Below are 18383 nucleotides of genomic sequence, written 5' to 3' on the forward strand. Positions count from 1 at the left end.
GCGCGGGGCCGGGCGCGGGGGCCGGGCCGGGCGCGGGGGCGGGGCTGTAGTCGCCGCCACCGCCGCCGCAGGCCTGCAGGAACAGCATCACGGTGCTGCCTGCGGCAGCGCCCAAAAATCCCTTGCGAGTGATCGTCATTTCATCGCTCCTCTTGGCTAGGTCGTCTTCACCGGTTCGACACGCGGGCCTTGCGGCTCGCTTCGCTTGAAGCGCCGGGCACTGGCCGGCCTTGCTTCTGTCGGTGTGTGCGGATCGCGGGGAAAAGAGTTGCGAGCGATGTGCGATCGTTGCAAGCGGTTGCAGACGGGCCTAGCGGGGAGCGGCGTCGGCGGCCTGGCGGCCGCTGCACGGCCCCGGCTTGCCCAGGCCCGCCAGCGCCGCGCAGGCGTTGATCGAGCCACCGCTGCGGCTGCGCTCCAGCGCGGCGCGCAAGGTGGCGGCATCCATTCCGGGCGCCGCTTCGAGCATCAATGCCGCGACCGCGCTCGCAYGCGCCGCCGCGAGCGACGAGCCCGAGCTGAAGTCGTAGCCGCCGCCGGGTTCCAGCGTCAGGATGTCGCGCCCCGGCGCCTGCAAGCTGCCGGCGCGGCCCGGCGTGCCGCTCGCATCGACCGCGATCACACCGGGGATGCCGGACGGGAAGCCGCCCGGCTTGCCATCCGGCGGCATCGCGCCGATCACGATGCGGCCATGGCTCAGCGCATAGCCCACCAGCCGGCCCAGCAGTTCGTCGTCCGGCCCGCCCAGGCTCAGGTTGATGATGCGGGCACCGTCGTCGATGCTCGCGCCCAGCGCCTGCGCCAGCGTGAACGAGTTGCAGCGCGCGCCGCCGCCCTCTGCCGCGCCGCGCTGCCAGCAGGCCTTGTAGACGGCGAGCATGGCCTGCGGCGCGACGCCGACGATGCCCTGCCGGTTGTTGGCGACCGCGCCGATCACGCCGGCCACTTCGGTGCCGTGGCGGTCGCTGCCGAAGCGCGCCGCGTTGCCGTCGACGAAATCGCGCGTCGACGCGATGCGGCCCTGCAGGTCGGGGTGCGCGGTGTCGACGCCGGTGTCGATCAGCGCGATGCGCACGCCCTGGCCGCGCGCGCTCTGGTGGGCGCGCGCCGCGTCGATCTCGACGAAGCCGCGCTGCAGGTCGGCATACGGGTCGTTGTAGCCGCTCGGCGCCGGTTCGGGCGCGGCCAGCGTGTCGAAGCTCTGCAGCGCCTGCGCGATCGCGACGCGCGGGTCGCGCGACAGCCGCTCCAGCACCTGCTCGCGGCGGTCACCGGCGGCGATCTCCAGCACCACGCAGTGCACGCGCAGTGCGCCGATCGGCCATGCGGCCAGTTCGCGCAGGCCGTGCTCGCGCTTCAGGGCCTCGAGCGTCGCGCGCGCCTCGCTGCCGGCGCCGTAGCGCGGGCTCGCGTTGTAGCTGGCCAGCGTCGAGCCGGCCTGCGTGACGATGCTGTCGCGCGGGTTCGCGACCGCGATGACGACCAGCCGCTCGGGGTGCTCGCGCAGCAGGCCGGCATCGGCCTCGTCGTGCGGCAGCGCGGCCGTGGGCCCCGCGCAGGCGGCCAGCAGCGCCGCCAGCACGGCGACGCCGGCGGCCGCGATCGCGCGGATCATGACCCGGGCCCCGCCCCGCCCACCGGTTCGACCAGGCGCATGCCGGGCGCCGCCCGCAACGCGGCGATCTTCGCGGCCAGCTGGTCCGCATTCACGCTGCCGGCCAGCGGTGCCAGGCCGTAGGCCCCGGCCGCGTTCGGGCCGCTGACGATCTGCAGCTCCAGGCCGCGCAGGAGGCTTTGCAGCTCGTCGACGCGCAGCGCCGGTGCCGGCACGATGCGCAGCGCGGCGCGCGCCTCGTGCGACGGCGCGCTCAGCGTCTGGTAGGCCGGTGCCGGGCCGCCGCGGAACAGCAGGCCCGCGCCCAGCACCGACAGGCCCACCGCCTCGACCACCACCGCCGCTGCCAGCCAGTACACCAGCGGGCCGGACCCGGCCCGGCGCGCCGGGCCGGGCGGCACCCGGGCCGCCACCTCGCTCGCCTGGTCGATGCGCCGCATCAGGCGCTTCAAGCCGGCGTCGGCATCGGTCAGCGGTGCGCCGGCCTGGGCCACCGCGGCCTGCAGCGTGCGCTGGCGCGCCAGTTCGTCGCGGCAGTCGGCGCAGGCCTGCGCATGCGCGTCGACCCGCCGGCGCTGCGCCGCATCGGCCGTGCCGTTGACGACCCAGGGGATCGCATCCCAGCTGCGGCGGTGCTCCGCCGCCGCCGCATCGCGTACTTCATGGTTCATCGTCGTTCTCCTGCCGGCCCGGCGGCCGGGCGGCCCAGCCGGCCAGCACCGGCAGCACGTGGCGCAGCTTGACGCGCGCATGGAACATGCGGGCCTTCACGGTGCTGACCTCGCAGTCCATGATGCCGGCCACTTCTTCCAGCGAATGGCCGGCGCCGTAGGCCAGCTCCATCGTCGCACGCTGCTCGGCATTGAGCCGGCTCATGCCCTTGGCCACCCAGTCGGCCAGCTCGTGGCGCGCATGCGGGTCGTCCGTCGGGTGCAGTTCGTGCGAGGCGTCCGGCGCCTCGGCCGGCTCGTCGCCATGGTCGCGCAAGGCCTTCAGCGCGCAGCGGTAGGCGATGCCGACGATCCAGGTCGATACGCGCGAATCGCCGCGGAAATCGCCGGCCTTCTGCCAGACGATCCAGAAGGTGTCGTTGATCACCTCCTCGATCACGTCGCTGCGCCGCGTCAGCCGCGCCAGGAAGCGGTCCAGCCGGCGGTGATAGGGGCGGTACAGGGCCTCCAGCGCCGCGCGGTCGCCGGCGGCGATGCGGCGCAGCAACGCAGCCTCGTCCGCGTCGTCCAGGCGGGGCGCGGCGCGGCCGGGGATCAGCGACAGCAGCGGCATGGCGTAAGGGGGCAATGTCTCGGGGGCATCTGTCGGTGTGTACGCCGCAGTGCGCCGGAAGTTGCAAAAACTTTTCGCCGGCGCGTCAGAAAGCGATGCCCAGGCTCGCCACCCAGCGCGAATCGGCCGCCGCGCCGAAGCGCTCGCGTGCCTGGGAATCGGTCACCACGCGCGACAGATCGAGCTGCACGTCGCCGATGCGCCCGCTCAGGCCCAGGTGGCCGTAGTTGTAGCTGGCCCCGGGGCGGTGCTGCGGGTCCAGGTGGCCGAGGCCGGCGCCGAGCGCCAGCGAGCGGTCGCCCCAGCGGCCGAGCGGCTGGCGCAGCACCAGGTCCCAGGCGATGCTGCCGCGGTGGCCCGAAGCCGGCAGCCGCGCCTGGCGCAGCCCGGTCACCGACGCGAAGACCTGGTCGCGCCAGGCCAGCGTGGCGCCCAGTTCGTCGCGCTCGAAAGGCCGCAGGTAGTCGTCGAACGGGTAGGCATAGTGGACGGCCGCGACCTGGGCGCTCCAGTCGTCGTCGAGGCGGAAGGCATGGCCGAGCCGGGCATGCACCTGCTCGGTCCAGCCTTCGTCGGCCGACGGCCGCAGCGCCGCGACGCCCAGCGACACCAGCCAGCCGTCCGCGGTGGACACCGACACGCCGCCCTGCAGCGCCGGCCTGGCATTGCCGAGCGCGACGCCGCGCACCAGCAGCGCCGAGCTGAGGCCCAGGTTGAGGTCGACCTCCTGTGCGTGCGCCGCGGCGCACGACAGGCACAGCCCCGCCAGCAAAGTCAGGCGCTTGCGCCCCGTCGGTCCTGATGTCACGGGGGCGGATCGTGCCAGAAGATGAGCGGCCCCGGGGCCGCTTCAAGATCAGGCTTTCGGCAGCGGCAGCGGCTTCAGCGTGCTGCCGTCGACCTCGAAGCGGCCGCCGACGGCCGGTTGGGTCGATTGCGTGATGGTGCGCGTCGTGCCGTCGTCCATGCGCAGCTTGACGTGGTAGACGGTGGTGCTGCGGGCGCGCTTCTCGACCTCGTGGCCGGCCAGCCCGCCGCCGACGGCGCCCAGCACCGTCATCGCCTTCTTGCCGTTGCCGCCGCCGACCTGGTGGCCGACGACGCCGCCGAGCACGCCACCGGCCACGGCGCCGAGGCCGGTGCCTTCACCCTTGCGGGTCTCGGCCTTCACGCTCTCGACGGTGCCGCAGCTGCTGCAGACCTCGGCCGCCGCGGTGGTGGTGGGGGCCGGCGTCGCGGCCTTGGCATGGTTGGCCTTGCCCTTCGCATTCGCGGTGGCGGCCAGCGGTGCGGCCGGTTCCTCGGGCGCCGGCTTCGGTCCGGCCGTCAGGGCGGCGGCCAGCGCGCCGGCGCCGACCACGCCCAGTCCGCCGGCAATCCACCATGCCGTGCGGCGCGGTGCGGCGGCCGTGGCGCCGGGGGTGGCAGAGGGGTCGGTGGCAAGGTTGGAGGAGGCGGCGTTGTCCATGGCAGGGTCCCGTCAGGAAATGAAGGCAAAAGAAGCGTCGGGGTGGATTCTCACCCCAGGAAGCCGAGGTTGGCGGTCGGGAAGTTCTTCAGGTTCGGGAACACGGTGTTCAGGTTGCTGTCGCTGACGCCGAACCACTTGCCCAGCGTCGCCCCGATCTGGTCGACCGAGGTGCCCGGCAGGAAGCTGCCCGAGCCGACCTCGTCGGGATGGTTGATGCCGACCTGCGGGAAGCGGCCGTAGATGTCGCCGCCCTTGACCGCGCCGCCGTGCACGAAGTGGTGGCCGCCCCAGCCGTGGTCGGTGCCGTCGCCGTTGCTGGTGAAGGTGCGGCCGAAGTCGGATGCGGTGAACAGCGTCACCTGGTCGCGCACGCCCAGCGTCGCGAGCGTCGTGTCGAAGTAGTTGATCGCGTGCGAGATGCGCGCGTACAGGTCGGCATGCGCCTTGTTCTGGTTGTCGTGCGTGTCGAAGCCGCCGATGCTGACGAAGAACACCTGGCGCTTGGCCCCCAGCGTGGTGCGCGCGCCGATGATGCGTGCCACCGTCTGCAGCTGCTGCGCGAGGCCGTTGTTGCCGCTCGCGCGCTGCGCCGGGTTGAAGTACTGCGTCGGCGCGGTCACGACCGAGCCGTTGAACGCGGTCTGGAAGGCCGCCTGCGCATCGATCGAGCGGCGCACGATCACTGACTGCTCCTTGGCCAGCAGGTGCTGGTTGTCGGCGGTGATGATGGACTTGAAGTTGGTGGCCGCCGCGGTCGAGCCGAACAGCGAGCCGGTCAGGCCGCCGATCGCGGTCGCGCCGCCATTGCCGACCTGGTACTGGAACACCGAGTTGCCGGCCATGAAGACCGCGTTGCCGCCGATCGAGATGTTGGTGAAGGTGCTGCTGGTGTTGTTGCCGGCCAGCAGGTCGCCGAACTTGCCGCCCCAGCCGACGCGCGCACCTTCGGGCGCGAGCGCCTGCCAGGTCGATTGCTGGTCGTTGTGCGAGAACAGCTTGGCCGGGCGCTGCCTGGTGCCCTTCTGGTACGCGGTCTTGTCCAGCGGCTCGATCAGCGGGCCGGCGTTGGCGATGATGCCCACGCGGCCGGCGTCGAACAGCGTCTTCACGTCGGTCAGGCTCGGGTGCAGCGCGAACTTGCGCGTGTTGTTCTCGGGGTTGCTCGCGAACTTGGGCGCGATCGACAGCACGCCGCCCAGCGCGGCCGGCGAGCCGGCGGTGGCACTGGTGTCGGCCAGCGTGCCGACCGGCTTCAGCGCGATCGGGTCGGGCGCGGTGGCGCGCACCGTGCTGTAGGCCGTCCACGAGGCATCGTCCCATGGCAGCACCATGTTGGCCGAATCGTTGCCGCCGTACATGAACAGGCACACGATGGCCTTGTAGTCGGTGACCGCGGTCTGCGCCACGGCGGCGCTCAGCGTCGCCATGTTGAGCGCGAACGGCAGGCCGGCGGAGCCGACCGAGCCGGACAGGACGGCGGCGCGGCGCAGGAACTCGCGGCGRGAAGCTTGGTGGGAAGACATGGCGTGGCTCCTGGTCACTTCTGGGTCAGGTAGTCGGGCGAGGCCATCGTCAGGAAGACGGCGATGGCGACGCGGTCGCGCTTGGCGGCATCGATGTCGGCCTGGTTGGTGACCTTGCCGCTCGCGTCCTTCTTGGCCGCCGGGATCGCGCGGCCGTTCACCGCGGCCAGCAGCTGCGTGCGCAGCGCGGCCGGCGCCTGGCCGGACATCATCAGCAGGTTGACGCGGTCCAGCAGCTCCTCGGGCTTGTCGGCCAGCGGCAGCTCGGCGCTGAAGTCGAGCTGCACGTCGCGCGACGCGTTGACCGACAGCCAGCCGCGGATGTAGTTCAGGTAGCCGGCCACCGACACCTCGTTGGCCAGCTGCAGCTCGGGCGCGACCAGGTCGGCGGCCTCGATGGTGGTGTTCGGCGGCGTGAAGCCGGGGCGGTAGAAGTTGAACACCGTCGGCGAACGCATCGCGGTCTGGCCGAGGCGGCTGCCCGGGTCGTCGGTGTTGTCGATGCCCTGGAACTTGCCGCTGGTCGACTTGGCGTTGAAGGCGCGCAGCAGCGAGGCCAGGCGCAGCACCGGCTCGCGCAGCTTGCCGTAGTCGTGGCGCGCCAGGTCGACGTTGCGCGCTTCCGGGTCCATCAGCACCGCGCGGAACACCGCGCCCATGTCGCCGCGCACGCCAGCACCGTTGTTGGCGAACACCGATGCGACGCGCTGCACGTAGGCCGGGCTCGGATTGCTGGTCACCATGCGCTGGATGATCTGCCTGCCGAGGAAGGGGCCGACGTTCGGGTGGTTGAACAGCGTGTCCAGCACCACCTTGATGTCGCCGTCGGTGGTCGAGCTCGCCGATGCGGCGATCGTCTTGCCGAGGAACTTCTTCTCGCTGACCGAATGGAAGTCGGTGTTGTTGGTGTACTTGTTGTAGGCCTGCATCGGGCGCCAGTCGCGCTCGGCATTGGCATCGCCGCCGAAGAAGCGGTTGCGCGTGCGGTCGCTGGTGTTGGCGCCGGCGTACCAGCTCAGGCCGGTGAACACCTTGGCCAGGCCGGCGATGTCGTCGTGGGTGTAGGTCTCGGGGTTGCCGCTCTTCACCGTGCCGTCGTCGTTCAGCTCGTACAGGCCGATCGAGAACAGCTGCATGATCTCGCGCGCATAGTTCTCGTCGGGGACGCGGCCGGTGGCGGCGTCTTCCTTCTGGTTGCGCAGGCTGGTGAGGTAGACGCCCATCATCGGGTGCATCGTGACCTGCTCCAGCAGGTCGCGGTAGTTGCCGAAGGCGTTCTGCGCCAGCATGTCGTAGTACGAGGCCACGCCGCGCGGCTGGTTGGCCAGCGTGCTGTCGGCGAACGAGATCACGAAGATCTGCGACAGCGTGTAGGCCGCGCGCTGGCGCAGCTGGTCGTCGCCGCCGATGGCCTGCGTCCAGTAGCTCTCCATGAAGTTGCTCGGACTGACGTTGCCGCCGGCCGCGGCCGCATCGGCGGAGGCCATCGTGAGGTAGTCGCGGTGCGACTTCAGCGGTGCGCCCATCTGCTCGTTGAACCAGGCCGAGTAGCCGATCTGCGACAGCCGGCCGATCTGCGCCTCGTTCGGGCCGTAGGTGGCCTGGGTCAGGAAGCGTGCCGCTTCCTCCTTGGTGGGCGGCGGAACGTCGGATTGCTCGTCCTTCTTGCCGCCGCAGGCCGCCAGCGCGGCAACCAGCAGTGCGCCGATGACGAATCGGGCAGCCCGGCCCGGGGCCGCGGATGTCGTGGGTGTCGTGGTGGTGAAAGGCGCTGTCACTTCGATCTCCCTCGATGCTTTGGTGCTACGACCTGATACAGGGTCTGCAGCGTGCAGGAGACATACCAGCGACACCGTCGGACACCGCCTGCAGGCAGCGTTCGAACGAATGCGTCAATCCACGACACGTGGACGGGGACAAATCGTGCAGCGACCGGCCGCCACCTGACCGGAAGCGTCGGCGATGCGTGTGGATGCTTCGGATGTAACCCGAAGCAACAGTTCTGTCTGCGGCGACTACAGCAGCGCGGCGAGCGACCGCTGCACCAGCGACACGTCCTGGCCGCTGCGCTCGGCCCAGTCCTTCAGCTGGTCGTCGCCGATCTTGCCGACGTTGAAGTACGTGGCATCGGGGTGTGCCATGTAGAAGCCGCTGACGCTCGCGGCCGGCGTCATCGCGAGGCTCTCGGTGAGTGCCATGCCGATGTCGGCGCACTGCATCACGCGGAACATCTCGGCCTTCACGGTGTGGTCGGGGCAGGCGGGGTAGCCGGGAGCAGGGCGGATGCCGCGGTACTTCTCGGCGATCAGCTGCTCCTGCGTCAGGCTCTCGCCAGCGGCATAGCCCCAGAACTCGGTGCGCACGCGCTGGTGCATGCGCTCTGCGAAGGCCTCGGCCAGCCGGTCGGCCAGCGCCTTCAGCATGATCGCGCTGTAGTCGTCGAGGTCGTCGAGGAACTGCTTCTCCTTCTTCTCGGTGCCGATGCCCGAGGTCACGGCGAACAGGCCGATGTGGTCGCGAATCGTGTCGTTCGGGCCCGAGCCCTTGGGGGCGATGAAGTCGGCCAGGCAGCGGTTCGGGCGGCGGATGCCGTCGATCACCGGGCGCTCGCTCTGCATGCGCAAGCCCCGCCACGTCATCAGCACCTCGCTGCGCGTGTCGTCGGTGTAGATCTCGATGTCGTCGTCGTTCACGGTGTTGGCCGGGTACAGGCCGATCACGCCGTTCGCCGCCAGCCAGCGGCCCTCGATCAACCGCTTGAGCATGCGCTGGCCGTCGCTCAGCACGCGGCGCGCCGATTCGCCGACCACGTCGTCGGTGAGGATCGCCGGGTAGGGCCCGGCCAGGTCCCAGGTCTGGAAGAACGGAGCCCAGTCGATGCACTGCGCGAGCTCGGCCAGGTCGTAGTTGCGGAAAACGCGCCGGCCGGTGAACTTGGGTGCGGTGGGCACGTAGCCCGCCCAGTCGATCGGCGTCTTGTTGGCGCGCGCCTGCGCCAGCGGCACCAGCGGCGTGGCCTTCTTGTTGGCATGCTGCTCGCGCACGCGCACGTAGTCGGCGTTCAGCTCGGCGATGTAGGCGGCGGCCTTGTCGTCGCTCAGCAGGTCGCTGCAGACGCTGACCGAGCGGCTCGCGTCCGGCACGTAGACCACCGGGCCTTCGTAGTGCGGCGAGATCTTCACCGCGGTGTGCACGCGGCTGGTGGTGGCGCCGCCGATCAGCAGCGGGATCTTCTTGATGCGGAAGTAGTCGTCGCGCTGCATCTCGCCGGCCACGTGCTGCATCTCCTCGAGGCTGGGCGTGATCAGGCCCGACAGGCCGATGATGTCGGCGCCCTCGACCTTGGCGCGCGCCAGGATGTCCTGGCACGGCACCATGACGCCCATGTTGACGACCTCGAAGTTGTTGCACTGGAGCACGACGGTGACGATGTTCTTGCCGATGTCGTGCACGTCGCCCTTGACCGTCGCGATGACGATCTTGCCCTTCGCCTTGGCCTCGCCGCCGGCCTCGACCAGCAGCTTCTTCTCTTCCTCGATGTAGGGCAGCAGGTGCGCCACSGCCTGCTTCATCACGCGCGCSSWYTTSACCACCTGCGGCAGGAACATCTTGCCCTGGCCGAACAGGTCGCCGACGACGTTCATGCCGTCCATCAGCGGGCCTTCGATCACGTGCAGCGGGCGGCCGCCGCCGGCCTTGATCAGCTGGTAGACCTCTTCGGTGTCGACGGTGATGAAGTCGTTGATGCCGTGCACCAGCGCGTGGCTCAGGCGCTCGCGCACCGGCTTGGCGCGCCAGGCGAGCTTGGCGCTGTCGTCCTTGGCGGCGCCCTTGGCGGTCTCGGCGATCTCGATCAGGCGCTCGCCCGGCGTCAACTCCGCTTCGCCGGGCTTGTAGACCGGCTTGCGGTTCAGCACCACGTCCTCGACGCGCTCGCGCAGCGTCGGCTCGAGGTCGTCGTACACGCCCACCATGCCCGCGTTGACGATGCCCATGTCCATGCCGGCCTGGATCGCGTGGTACAGGAACACCGTGTGGATGGCCTCGCGCATCGGGTCGTTGCCGCGGAAGCTGAAGCTCACGTTCGACACGCCGCCGCTGACCTTCGCGCCGGGCAGGTTCTGCTTGATCCAGCGCGTCGCGTTGATGAAGTCGACGGCGTAGTTGTCGTGCTCCTCGATGCCGGTGGCGATCGCGAAGATGTTCGGGTCGAAGATGATGTCCTCGGGCGGGAAGCCGATCTCGTCGACCAGCATGCGGTAGGCCCGCTCGCAGATCTCGACCTTGCGCTCGTAGGTGTCGGCCTGGCCCTTCTCGTCGAAGGCCATCACGACGGCCGCGGCGCCGTAGCGGCGGATCAGCTTCGCCTGGTGGCGGAACGGCTCGACCCCTTCCTTCATCGAGATCGAGTTGACGATGCCCTTGCCCTGGATGCACTTGAGGCCGGCCTCGATCACGTCCCACTTCGAGCTGTCGATCATGATCGGCACGCGCGCGATCTCGGGCTCGCTCGCGATCAGGTTCAGGAAGCGCACCATCGCCGCCTTGCTGTCGAGCATCGCCTCGTCCATGTTGACGTCGATCACCTGGGCGCCGTTCTCGACCTGCTGGCGCGCGACGCTCAGGGCCTGCTCGAACTCGCCGTTCAGGATCATGCGCGCGAAGGCCTTCGAGCCGGTGACGTTGGTGCGCTCGCCGATGTTGACGAACAGGCTGCCTTCGCCGATGAGCACCGGTTCCAGTCCGGAGAGTTTCATCGGCGGAACGGGCTGGGCGGCGGCGGGCGAGGAAGGCGTGGCGGTCATGGCGGGTCGGCTGGCACCGCCCCGGAGCTCACCCGGGGCGCATGCGATGGATCATGCGGGGGTGAGCGTGGTTTGCAAGCTTCCAAGCCTGGCGGCACCGCACCGGCACCGTCGCAACGCTCCTTGGAAAGCCGCATTTTATGCGGCCCGTCCGCGCAGCGCCCTCGGTTACAAATCGGCAAGTCCCTGTTGCGGTCGTGGTGCACGGAGCGTGTCCAATCTCAGACCCCACGACTGAAGTTGCCGCCGTGAACAACAAGACGTTTCTTACTCGCTCTCTCGCTCTCCCGGCTGTTGCCGCCGCCTTGCTGGTGGCCTGCGGCGCGCCCCCCGTGAAGCCCTTGCCGGCGCCGGGGCCGTCGGTGCCGGGTTCGGCGCCCGGCCCGGTCTACGGCCAGGCCGCCTCCGGCGCCGCGCGCAGCTGGTCGCCGCAGATGGAATCGGTGGAACGCCAGCTGGCCGGCAGCCTGCAGGGCACGCCGATGACGCTGGCGCGCACGACCGACGAACGCCTGTGGCTCACGCTGCCGGGCGATGTCGCGTTCGAGGCCAACCGCTCGGCGCTGAAGCCGGTGGCCACCGGGCTGCTGGACAAGGTGGCCGTGGTGCTGCGCAGCCAGCCGCAGCTCGAGCTGCGCATCGTCGGCCACACCGACAGCAAGGGCTCGGCTGCCGGCAACGACGCGTTGTCGCTGGACCGCGCGGCGAGCGCGCGCGACTGGCTGGTGGCGCGCGGGCTGTCGCCGATCAAGATCGGCGTGGCGGGCCGCGGCTCGCGCGACCCGGTGGGCAGCAACGACGACGAGGCCGGGCGCGCGGCGAACCGGCGCGTCGAGATCCTGATCGGCGAGCGGGCGGTGCGCTCGGGCAGCAAGTAGCCCGGATGCCGATCCGGGGTTCAGCGGTCCCGGATTGGCATCCGGGCTACGCGGCCAGGAGGCCCGAGAACAAGGGATCGTGGCGCGTGCGCGGCCGGTAGGCGCCCACCCGCTTCGCGATCTCGGCAATGTGCGCCGGCGTCGTGCCGCAGCAGCCGCCCGCGATGTTCAGGAAGCCCGACTTCGCGAATTCCTCGACCAGGCTGCCGGTGATCTCCGGCGTCTCGTCGAAGCCGGTGTCGCTCATCGGGTTCGGCAGCCCGGCGTTCGGGTAGCAGCTGATGAAGGTGTCGCCGGCCACCTTGGCCAGTTCCTCGATGTACGGCCGCATCAGCGTCGCGCCGAGCGCGCAGTTGAGCCCGACCGCGATCGGCCGCGCATGCCGCACGCTGTGCCAGAACGCGCTCACCGTCTGGCCCGACAGGATGCGGCCCGACGCATCGGTCACCGTGCCGGAGATGATCACCGGCAGGCGCTCGCCGGTGTCTTCCATCAGCTCGTCGAGCGCGAAGATCGCCGCCTTGGCGTTCAGCGTGTCGAAGATGGTCTCGACCAGGAACAGGTCGCAGCCGCCTTCCAGCAGCCCCGCCGCCTGCTCGTAGTAGGCGGCACGCAGCTCGTCGAAGCTGACGTTGCGCGCCGCCGGGTCATTGACGTCCGGGCTGATGCTCGCGGTGCGCGGCGTCGGGCCCAGTGCGCCGGCCACGAAGCGCGGCTTGTCCGGCGTGCTGTACTTGTCGCAGGCCTCGCGTGCGAGGCGCGCCGCCACCACGTTCATCTCGCGCGCCACCTCGGCCAGGCCGTAGTCTTCCTGCGCCACGCTGGTCGCGCCGAAGGTGTTGGTCTCGATCATGTCGGCGCCGGCGGCCAGGTACTGCTCGTGGATCTCGCGGATCACGTCGGGCCGCGTGAACTGCAGCAGCTCGTTGTTGCCCTTCAGGTCCTTCGGGTGATCGGCGAAGCGCTCGCCGCGGTAATCGGCCTCGGTCAGCTTGTAGCGCTGGATCATCGTGCCCATCGCGCCGTCGAGCACGGCAATGCGTTGCGACAGGATCTGCGGCAGGGCCGCGGCACGGGTGTAGGCAGGCGCGTTCATGCCGCGATTGTAGGAAACCTCGCCAGGCCGCGACCGCAACAAGGTCGCAACAGCGTCAGGCCAGCATCGACGGGATGGTGTCGCTGAACAGCGAGGCGCGGAAATCGATCGGTGCCGGGCCCTCGTCGTTCATCGCCCACAGCGCCAGCGCGCTGGCCGACATCGGCTTGGCGAACAGGAAGCCCTGTAGCTCGTTGCAGCCGAGCGAGCGCAGGATGGCCTGCTGTTCCTCGGTCTCGACGCCCTCGGCCACCACCTTCAGCCCGAGCGCCTGCGCCAGCTTGACGACGGCATCGACGATGGCGCGCGCATCAGCGCTGCTTTCCAGGTCGAGCACGAAGCTGCGGTCGATCTTCAGCTCCTCCGACGGCAGCTTGCGCAGGTAGCTCAGGCTCGAATAGCCGGTGCCGAAGTCGTCGATCGACAGGTGCACGCCGATCGCCGACAGCTCTTCGAGGATCTGCAGGTTGGCGCGCGTGTCGTCCATCGCCGCCGATTCGGTGATCTCGCAGGTCAGCAGCGACGGGTCGATGCGGTGGTTGCGCAGCGCCGCATCGATGCGCTGCGCCAGGTCGGGCTGGCGCAGCTGGTGCACCGACAGGTTGATCGCGACGCGCATGCGCAGCCCCTGGTCGCGCCAGACGCGGATCTGCCGGCAGGCGTCCTCGATCAGCCAGTTGCCCAGCGCGTTGATCAGCCCGAAGCGCTCGGCCAGCGGGATGAACACCGCCGGGCTCACCATGCCGCGCTGCGGGTGGTGCCAGCGCATCAGCGCCTCGGCGCCGGTGATCTGCCCGCTCGGCGCGTGGATCTTCGGCTGGTAGTACAGCTCCAGCTCGCGGTGCTCGATGGCGCGCCGCAGGTCGTGCAGCAGCTCGACCTGCTCGCGCGCACCGGCCACCATGCGCGGCTCGAAGAAGCAGTGCGCCGCGCCGCCGGTGCGCTTGACGCTGTTCATCGCCGCCGCCGCATGCGGCACCAGCTTCGACAGCGCGCCGTCCTCGGGGTACATCGCGATGCCGATCGAGCAGGTCAGCGGCACCTCGTGGTTGTCGAAGCGGCACGGCTGGTGCAGCGCGGCCAGCACGCGGCCCGCCAGGCGCGCCGCATCGTCCTTCCCGGGCGAGCCCTCGACCAGGATCAGGAATTCGTCGCCGCCGGCGCGCGAGACCACGTTGCGCTCGCCGGTCAGCTGCTTCAGCCGCCCGGCCATCTCGCGCAGCACCATGTCGCCGCTGCTCTGGCCGAAGGATTCGTTGACGGCCTTCAGGCCATCCAGGTTGCAGAACAGCAGCGCGAGCCGGTGCTCATGGCGGTCGGCCTTCAGCACCGCGCGCTGCAGCCGCTCGTCGAACATCGCGCGGTTCGGCAGGCCGGTCAGGCGGTCGGTGTAGGCCGCCACCTGCAGCTCCTCGCGCGCGCGCCGCAGCATCGCGCGAAAGCGCGCCTCGAGCAGCGAGGTCAGCAGCAGCGCGACCAGCAGGATCGGCACGCCGACCACCGCCAGCGCCGTCACCGTGGCCAGGCCGACCAGGTCGCCGGTACTCGACAGCGCGAGCAGCGGCACTTCCGCGCCCAGCAGCACGGTGGCATTGCCGACCGCCATCGACGACCCCAGCACCACGGCCACGATGGCGCGCCAGCGCACGCCCACCGGTGCGATGGCGCGGCGGTACGACATCAGCCACAGCCCGCCGCCGGCGAGCGCGCAGGTCGCGAGCCAGCCGGGGACGACGACGGCCCAGTTCCATTCCACATGAGGTTGCAGCCGCAAGGCCAGCAGGGCGACCACCGAGGTCGCGCAGGTCGCGCAGCCCACGCTCAGTGCCGCCCCGAGTCCGCTGCGCAAGCCGATCGCGCTGCGGCTGCCGAGCAGGCAGGACAGCAGCGAGCCGCCATAGGCCACCGCGAGCGACGCGAACACGATCCAGCCGTTGTAGCCCATCGCGAACGGCAACGGGCCGTCCGCCATCACGATGAAATGCAGCGACCAGGTGCCGACCGCCAGCGCCAGCGCCGAGCCGGCCAGCGCGCGCAGCGAGCTCGGGCGGTGGCTGGAGGCGACGCCACGCGCCACGTCCAGCGCCACGTAGGCGGCGAAGACGGCCATGCCGAAGGAGGCCGACCACAGTTCGGCGCGGAACCTCCACGGGATGAATGCCTCGTCCATCGAACCCTCTGGCTACGTCATCCGGTCCTTATCGGCCGGCGCAGCCCGGGCTTGAGACAGCTCAACTCCCGTGGGTGAAGCCGATTCCGCGGCGCCGCCGCACCTCGGGCTTGACCCGGTGCTCGGACTCAAGCTGCGACAGGAATTCGTGCGGAGTGAACGCTTCCCCCAGCACGTCGACCTGGCGCCGCACCGCGGCGAAATCGCCGAGAGTCAACTGGTCGAGCCTGCCCAATCGTTCACGCTGTTCGTCGCCCAGCGCCTGGGCATCGCCGTCCAGGGCCTCGACCACGAACATGCGTTCGCGCTGCGAAGCCTCCAGCGGCTTGAACTGGATCTTGAACGTGAAGCGCCGCAGCGCCGCCTCGTCGAGCTCGTCGAACAGGTTGGTGGTGCAGATGAAGACGCCGCCGAAGCGCTCCATGCCCTGCAGCATCTCGTTGACCTCGCTGAGCTCGTAGTTGCGCTCGGCCAGGCGCCGGCTGCGCAGGAAGCTGTCGGCCTCGTCGAGCAGCAGCACCGCCTGCTCGGTCTCGGCCTCGTCGAACATGCGCGCCATGTTCTGCTCGGTCTCGCCGACGAACTTGCTGACGATGTCGGAGGCCTGGCGGATCATCAGCGGGCGCTGCAGCTGCTGCGCGAGGTGCTCGGCCAGCGCGGTCTTGCCGGTGCCGGGCGGGCCGTGGAAGCACAGCGTGCCATGGCCCTTGCGGCGCAGCGCCTCGATGATGCGCGACAGCTCGAAGCGCGATTCGGTGTTGACGAGGCCCAGGTCGTAGCGGGTCACGCTGCGGCGCGCGCCGCGCTCGTCGCCGCCGTGGCCCAGCGCCTTGTCGGCATGGCCGAGCTGGCGCTCGATCAGCGCCTCCATCGCCGGCGCATCGGGGCCGTCGCATGCCAGCCGCGCGAACTTGACCGCGGTGCGCACCTGCGCCGGCGTGAGGCCGCGCCGCTCGGCCAGCCGCGACGCGAAGCCGTCGGACACCGCGACGTCGACCAGCGCGCGCGTCACCAGCGCCTCGCGCGCGCCGGGCGGCGGCGATTTCAGCTCGAGGTGGTACTGGAAGCGGCGGCGGAACGCCGGGTCGATCTGCTCGATGCGGTTGGTGACCCAGATCACCGGCACCGGGTTGGTCTCGAGGATCTGGTTGACCCAGGCCTTGCCGCTGACGCTGCCCGACAGCGCGCCGTCGCCGGTGTCCATGCGCGCCATCAGCTGCGCGGCATCGGTGGAGATCGGCGGGAACACGTCTTCGACCTCGTCGAACAGCAGCGCGACGCGGTTGCCGCCCTTCAGGAACACCTGGCTGATCTGCAGCGAGCGGTAGCGGTCGCGGCCCGACAGCGAGTTGCCGTCGCGGTCGGCATATTCCACCTCGTACAGCTCGAGCCCGGCGGCCTGCGCCGCCACCTTGGCGAGCTCGGTCTTGCCGGTGCCCGGCGGGCCGTACAGCAGCACGTTGACGCCCGGTTCCTTGCGCGCCACCGCGTTGCGCAGCAGCGCGGTCAGCACGCGCTGGTCTTCGCCGACGTAGTGGAAGTCGCCGGGCAACAACTCGCTGCGCGCGGCCGGCCGCGTGAACACCGCCATCAGGTCGGACGGCCCGGCGTAGTGCCGCATCAGCACCGGCGGCAGCTGCTCGCTGACCTTCATCAGGTCGGCCAGGTCGGTGATGTTGTGCTCGGAGATCAGGTTCTCGACCATGCCGATGCGTTCGAGCCGCGAGCCGGCGCGCAGCGCCTCGGCCACCTCCTGCTCGTTGACGCCGGCCACCGCGGCAATGGCCGCATAGGCCTCCTGCGCGTTCGACACCTTGAACTCGACCAGCAGCCCGCGCAGATCGCGCTGGTAGCGCGCGAGCGTGCCGTACAGCAGCAGCGCGCGCTCGGCCGGGTTCAGCTGCAGCAGGCCGGCCAGCGCGTCGATGTTCTTCTCGACCAGCGTCGATTCCTTCTTCAGGCTGCGGTCCAGCCAGTCGGCGGTGGCGCCGAGCACGGCCAGCAGGTCTTTCGGCGCGTCCTTGATGTACTCGTCGATGTAGAAGAACAGCGTGCCTTCCTCGTACGGGCCGCGCCAGGCACCGTGGCGCAGCATGAAGGCCTCGTCGGCCAGCGCCTCGTGCCCGCGCCAGTGCTCGTTACCCTTGCAGCGCATCTTCAGGAAGCCGCGCAACCGCGCCAGCACGCTGGCCGGCCACACCAGGTGGCGCCCTGTCAGCGACAGCAGGCTGTTCCAGTCGCGCCGCAGGTTGAAGCGGCCGGCGTGGCGCACGGTGAGCGTCAGCACGAACTGCGAGCACATGCGGTCGAGCACCGGCGCTTCTTTCAGGCCGGGCGACAGCAGCATGCGCGCTTCGAGCTGGCGGGTCGCCATGGATCCTCCTGCGATCCATCTTGGCGCAGCAGGCGCTGCGCGGCAAGCCCCATCGGCTTTACAAAGCTGTCAACGCCCGGTCAATGGAGAACCAGCGGGTGCTGCATCAGCGACGAGAAGCGCTCCAGGTAGTCGTCCATCTCCTCCTCGGACGGCGAGGTCTCGATCAGTGCCTCGACGCCCTGCTTGAAGCTTTCGGCGAGCGCGCCCTCGATGAAGATTTCCTTGCGCGCGAACTTGTCGACGATCTCGTAGCCGCCGCGCATCAGCGATTCCTCGCGCACGGCGCTGGCACCCTGCGAGCCGTCGAATTGCACGACGACGAAGTTTTCCGAGTTGTAGAGCATGTGCATGAGGGCTCTCCTTCGACAGCAGGTGGTGGGCGCCGGGCGGTTTTCAAGTTGGGCGCCGTGCCGGTCAGGACGCCAGTTGCATCTCTTGCAGCACCATGTCGAGCACGTCGCTCTGCCCGTCGGTGCTTTGCCGGTAGCGCACCGGCAGGAAGTGCCGCGCCGGGTCCATCCAGACCTCGATGCGCGAGTCATAGGGTTTGCGCGGTTCGCGCAGCAGGCGCCAGGTGGGGGTCGGCTGGTCCTGGATGGTCAGCGTCTGCGGGCCCTGCACGACCAGGTGCCAGACCTCGCCTTCGCCGCGCGCGCCGGCGACGAAGAAGGACAGGCGGTCGCCCGTCACCGGCGTGCTGCCGCGCGCCGCCAGCGCCGCGCTCAGCTGGATCAGCCAGCTCAGCCGGTCTTGCGCGCCGGGCACCAGCGGGTATTCGGTGCTCGGGCCGGAGAAGCTGATCTTGCCGGCATTGCGCTGGAAATTCGCCGCCTGCAGCGGCTTGCCACGGCGCTCGTCGGTGAAGCGCAGCGGCGCAAGCCCGGCCTTGTCGAGGCGGCCCTGGCTGGCCCAGGTGAAGACACGGAAGCCGGCCACGCTGCCCTCCAGCCGCGTCTGGTACTGGCCGTTGGCCGTCTGCCACTGCAACTCGCCGCGCCCGCTGAAGCCGCTGCGGCGCAGGTCGTAGCGCAGCACGGCCGATGGCGGCAGCAATGTCGGATAGACGGGCGGTTCTTCCGCATCGGCCGGTGCCGGCCGGGCCGGGCTGCTGGCGGCGGCCACGACGACCGGCGCGATGTCGGCGGCAGGGCGGGCGCTGCGCAC

At 70.2% G+C, this 18383-nt stretch carries 14 protein-coding genes and 1 riboswitch; of the genes, 1 reads left to right on the top strand and 13 read right to left on the bottom strand.

The features are described 5' to 3' along the window. Positions 1–310: 310 nt before the first annotated feature. From AC1DYN_RS27175 to metH, 8 genes are all read right to left on the bottom strand, one after another. Positions 311–1615, bottom strand: a complete 1305-nt coding sequence (locus AC1DYN_RS27175; RefSeq protein ID WP_477964939.1) for a S8 family serine peptidase — start codon at positions 1613–1615, stop codon at positions 311–313. Next, positions 1612–2286 (bottom strand): anti-sigma factor family protein, encoded by a 675-nt coding sequence (locus AC1DYN_RS27180; RefSeq protein WP_477964941.1) that lies wholly within the window; start codon positions 2284–2286, stop codon positions 1612–1614. Before AC1DYN_RS27180 ends, AC1DYN_RS27175 begins: the two co-directional genes overlap by 4 nt. Beyond that, positions 2276–2899 carry an RNA polymerase sigma factor gene (locus AC1DYN_RS27185; RefSeq protein WP_477964943.1) on the bottom strand — a complete coding sequence of 208 codons (624 nt, stop codon included), beginning with the start codon at positions 2897–2899 and terminating at the stop codon, positions 2276–2278. Before AC1DYN_RS27185 ends, AC1DYN_RS27180 begins: the two co-directional genes overlap by 11 nt. 85 nt (positions 2900–2984) lie before the next feature. Then, complete coding sequence (locus tag AC1DYN_RS27190) at positions 2985–3707, bottom strand: TorF family putative porin (RefSeq protein WP_477964945.1); 723 nt, start codon at positions 3705–3707, stop codon at positions 2985–2987. Positions 3708–3755: 48 nt separating this feature from the next. Next, the gene (locus tag AC1DYN_RS27195) at positions 3756–4367 is read right to left on the bottom strand and encodes a glycine zipper 2TM domain-containing protein (RefSeq protein WP_477964947.1); all 612 of its coding nucleotides are present in this window, start codon (positions 4365–4367) and stop codon (positions 3756–3758) included. 50 nt (positions 4368–4417) lie between these two features. Next, a complete protein-coding gene (locus AC1DYN_RS27200) occupies positions 4418–5893 on the bottom strand; it encodes a DUF1501 domain-containing protein (RefSeq protein ID WP_477964949.1) in 1476 nt (491 codons plus the stop codon). Between the two features lie 14 nt (positions 5894–5907). Next, positions 5908–7671 carry a DUF1800 domain-containing protein gene (locus AC1DYN_RS27205; protein ID WP_477964951.1) on the bottom strand — a complete coding sequence of 588 codons (1764 nt, stop codon included), beginning with the start codon at positions 7669–7671 and terminating at the stop codon, positions 5908–5910. Positions 7672–7908: 237 nt separating this feature from the next. After that, on the bottom strand, positions 7909–10698 hold the full coding sequence (gene metH / locus AC1DYN_RS27210) for a methionine synthase (protein WP_477964953.1): 2790 nt from the start codon (positions 10696–10698) through the stop codon (positions 7909–7911). A 56-nt stretch (positions 10699–10754) separates the two neighbouring features. Next, positions 10755–10829, bottom strand: a riboswitch (S-adenosyl-L-homocysteine riboswitch). Positions 10830–11030: 201 nt separating this feature from the next. Between metH and AC1DYN_RS27215 the strand changes: the two genes are divergently transcribed. Further along, positions 11031–11576 carry an OmpA family protein gene (locus tag AC1DYN_RS27215; protein ID WP_477964955.1) on the top strand — a complete coding sequence of 182 codons (546 nt, stop codon included), beginning with the start codon at positions 11031–11033 and terminating at the stop codon, positions 11574–11576. 46 nt (positions 11577–11622) lie between these two features. Here the strand turns inward: AC1DYN_RS27215 and AC1DYN_RS27220 are convergent, their stop codons facing one another. The 5 genes from AC1DYN_RS27220 to AC1DYN_RS27240 form a co-directional block, all read right to left on the bottom strand. Beyond that, entirely contained in the window at positions 11623–12672 is a 1050-nt protein-coding gene (locus AC1DYN_RS27220) for a homocysteine S-methyltransferase family protein (protein ID WP_477964957.1), read from the bottom strand. Positions 12673–12727: 55 nt separating this feature from the next. After that, entirely contained in the window at positions 12728–14842 is a 2115-nt protein-coding gene (locus AC1DYN_RS27225; RefSeq protein WP_477964959.1) for a putative bifunctional diguanylate cyclase/phosphodiesterase, read from the bottom strand. Positions 14843–14903: 61 nt separating this feature from the next. Then, positions 14904–17216, bottom strand: coding sequence for an ATP-binding protein (locus AC1DYN_RS27230; RefSeq protein ID WP_477964961.1), 2313 nt, complete (start codon positions 17214–17216; stop codon positions 14904–14906). Positions 17217–17296: 80 nt separating this feature from the next. Then, positions 17297–17569, bottom strand: coding sequence for a BTH_I0359 family protein (locus tag AC1DYN_RS27235; RefSeq protein ID WP_477964963.1), 273 nt, complete (start codon positions 17567–17569; stop codon positions 17297–17299). Between the two features lie 64 nt (positions 17570–17633). Continuing rightward, positions 17634–18383 (bottom strand): DUF3108 domain-containing protein (locus tag AC1DYN_RS27240; RefSeq protein ID WP_477964965.1); only part of this gene is annotated, 750 nt, incomplete at its 5' end.

This window comes from Rhizobacter sp. P2_D12, from assembly GCF_056404395.1.

Coding starts and splice junctions, on each gene's coding strand:
- AC1DYN_RS27195 (WP_477964947.1), bottom strand. CDS start 4,367: ATGGACAACGCCGCCTCCTCCAACCTTGCCACCGACCCCTCTGCCACC.
- AC1DYN_RS27180 (WP_477964941.1), bottom strand. CDS start 2,286: ATGAACCATGAAGTACGCGATGCGGCGGCGGCGGAGCACCGCCGCAGC.
- AC1DYN_RS27185 (WP_477964943.1), bottom strand. CDS start 2,899: ATGCCGCTGCTGTCGCTGATCCCCGGCCGCGCCGCGCCCCGCCTGGAC.
- AC1DYN_RS27220 (WP_477964957.1), bottom strand. CDS start 12,672: ATGAACGCGCCTGCCTACACCCGTGCCGCGGCCCTGCCGCAGATCCTG.
- AC1DYN_RS27225 (WP_477964959.1), bottom strand. CDS start 14,842: ATGGACGAGGCATTCATCCCGTGGAGGTTCCGCGCCGAACTGTGGTCG.
- AC1DYN_RS27235 (WP_477964963.1), bottom strand. CDS start 17,569: ATGCACATGCTCTACAACTCGGAAAACTTCGTCGTCGTGCAATTCGAC.
- AC1DYN_RS27230 (WP_477964961.1), bottom strand. CDS start 17,216: ATGGCGACCCGCCAGCTCGAAGCGCGCATGCTGCTGTCGCCCGGCCTG.